The 2233-nt window shown below is 45.9% G+C and carries 2 protein-coding genes, 1 tRNA gene and 1 pseudogene; all 4 read left to right on the forward strand.

What is annotated here, in order from left to right; all coding sequences use genetic code 11:
* On the forward strand, positions 1–648 hold a 648-nt coding region (locus AC1WIP_RS14845; protein WP_481142560.1), incomplete at its 5' end, for an ABC transporter permease.
* A gap of 37 nt (positions 649–685) precedes the next feature.
* Complete coding sequence (locus AC1WIP_RS14850) at positions 686–1645, forward strand: ABC transporter permease (protein WP_318708997.1); 960 nt, start codon at positions 686–688, stop codon at positions 1643–1645.
* A 172-nt stretch (positions 1646–1817) separates the two neighbouring features.
* Positions 1818–1890: transfer RNA gene (locus tag AC1WIP_RS14855), tRNA-Thr, on the forward strand.
* 140 nt (positions 1891–2030) lie between these two features.
* A pseudogene (locus tag AC1WIP_RS14860) lies at positions 2031–2233 on the forward strand (CPBP family intramembrane glutamic endopeptidase); the annotation flags it as partial.

A 2233-nucleotide genomic window follows, 5' to 3' on the forward strand; every position in this document is an offset into this window, starting at 1 on the left:
ATGCTAAATTATATTTTCCAGTATGTCATAAGCTTTTTTATCAATACTTATTTTGTGGACCCGGTCTCCAGACAGTCAAGAGAGGTTTCCGATGCGGCGAGACTGACATTGATGAACACGCCGGTGGGAAATTTGAAGCTGGACATTCCGCTGGGAATTGTCATTGCTCTTCTGGCTGTGTTTTTGGTGTGGTTTCTTCTGGCCAAGACAAGGCTGGGCTACGAGCTGAAGGCTGTGGGATATTCCCGAAGCGCGGCAAAATATGCCGGAATTAACGTGGGGAGAAGCATGGTGCTGTCCATGACCATATCGGGGGCCCTGGCCGGACTGGCAGGAGTCACCTATTATCTTGGATATGTAGGGTCCATTCAGCCAAAGGTGCTGATCAGCACAGGTTTTGATGCCATTGCGGTTTCCCTTTTGGGAAACAACCACCCGGTGGGTATTATTTTCTCAACGATGCTGATTACCTTGATCGGCAAGGGCAGCACCTATATGAAGTCGGCGGCTGGGGTGGATTCGGAGATTGCATCTGTAATCACCGGCATCATTCTTTTGTTCAGCGCCTGCAATGTGTATATCAAGTGGAAAATGGAACATAGAAGAAATACTTTGGATGCGAAAAAGGCAGAACAAAGTTCCATCTGATTACAAAGCCGCCTGCGCGGCAGAATGAGAGGAAAATATGAACATTATCATTATAGACGGACTATCCTTCGCCCTTCCCCTGTTTATTATGGCCATCGGCGGCATCTACTGCGAAAAATCAGGTGTAACCATGCTGGCAGTGGAAGGCCTGCAGGGGTTTGGGGCCTTTACAGGCGCCTTCGCTGCGGTGCTTGTGTCGGGAAGCTTTGCCGGCAATTCTCCCGTCCCCTTCTATATTGCCATGGCTTTTTCCGTGATCGGAGGAGGCGCCTTTGCTTTGATTCATGCCCTGCTTTGCCTGAAATTTAAGGCAAACCAGGTAATCAGCGGTGTGGTGGTAAATATTCTGGCTATGGCGCTTACCGCCTATCTGACAAAGCTTTTCAACCGTATCTTTTTTGGGGCAGCCTCGGATAAGTTTGTGCTGACGGTGTCCTCCCGGATTACGGTGCCGTTCCTTTCGGAGATTCCTGTGCTGGGAGCTGTTTTTACCAATCTGTATCCTTTTGAGATCGTCATTGTGCTGGTGGCTTTTTTATCCTGGTTTGTGATGTACAAGACCAGATTCGGCATGCATCTGCGGGCCTGCGGAGATAATCCCCATGCTGTGGATGCCGCCGGAAGAAATGTGGGAAAAATCCGTCTGGCTGCCATTATCATATCCGGTGCTTTGTCCGGCCTGGGCGGAATCTGCTTTGCCTATTCCATCTCCGCCAATTTTTCCTCTAATATTTATGTGGGATATGGCTATCTGGCCATTGCTGCCTTGATTTTTGGAAACTGGAAAATTCTTCCCACTCTGGCGGCCTGCCTTTTATTCGGCTTTGCCCGTTCCGGCGGATACCGCCTGGTACAGGTTTTGCAGATGCCCAGCAGCTTTCAGGACTTGGTGATGATACTGCCTTATGTGCTTACTCTCTTGCTTCTGATTTTCTTCTCAAAACAGAACGGAGCGCCTAGAGCTCTGGGGGTTATCTATGACAAGGGAGCTCGCTAAAGAGCTTTTGGTAAAGGCTTTTTTCGGAGATTGTCGATAATTGTCATTATTGGCGGTACTTTTTGTAAAAAATAATAAATTTATGGTTGCAAAAAAAAGCCAAACCCGATATAATACACTTAGTTGCAAAAGCAATTGCAACCAATTCCCCTTTTACAGCTTTATGCTAGGTGCTGAAATAGCTCAGTTGGTAGAGCACTTCACTCGTAATGAAGGGGTCGTGGGTTCGAGTCCCATTTTCAGCTTACTGGCAAAGGCGCCCCGGAAACATCATATGTTTCCGGGGCGCCTTTTTGCAAGGCAATCTTTTAATCATTCGGTGAAAGATAACAGAAAAAATAGCGAAGTTGTGAATTAAGAAGAAATTGGAAGTTGGGAGGATTTCATGTTAGAGCTGATTACATCAAGTATATCAACAACGATTGTAAATTTGATAGTATTTTGTATAGTGCCTGTTGCCTGGTGGTTTTTTAGACATAGAAAAGAAACTGGATTTTTTAAGTGGATTGGATTATACCGCCCACAGTTAAAAAGCAAATGGTGGGTATTGCTTATTTTTGCACTTTTGTATTATTTCTTTTATAACTT

Source organism: Acetatifactor sp., from assembly GCF_982438285.1.

Coding starts and splice junctions, on each gene's coding strand:
- AC1WIP_RS14850 (WP_318708997.1), top strand. CDS start 686: ATGAACATTATCATTATAGACGGACTATCCTTCGCCCTTCCCCTGTTT.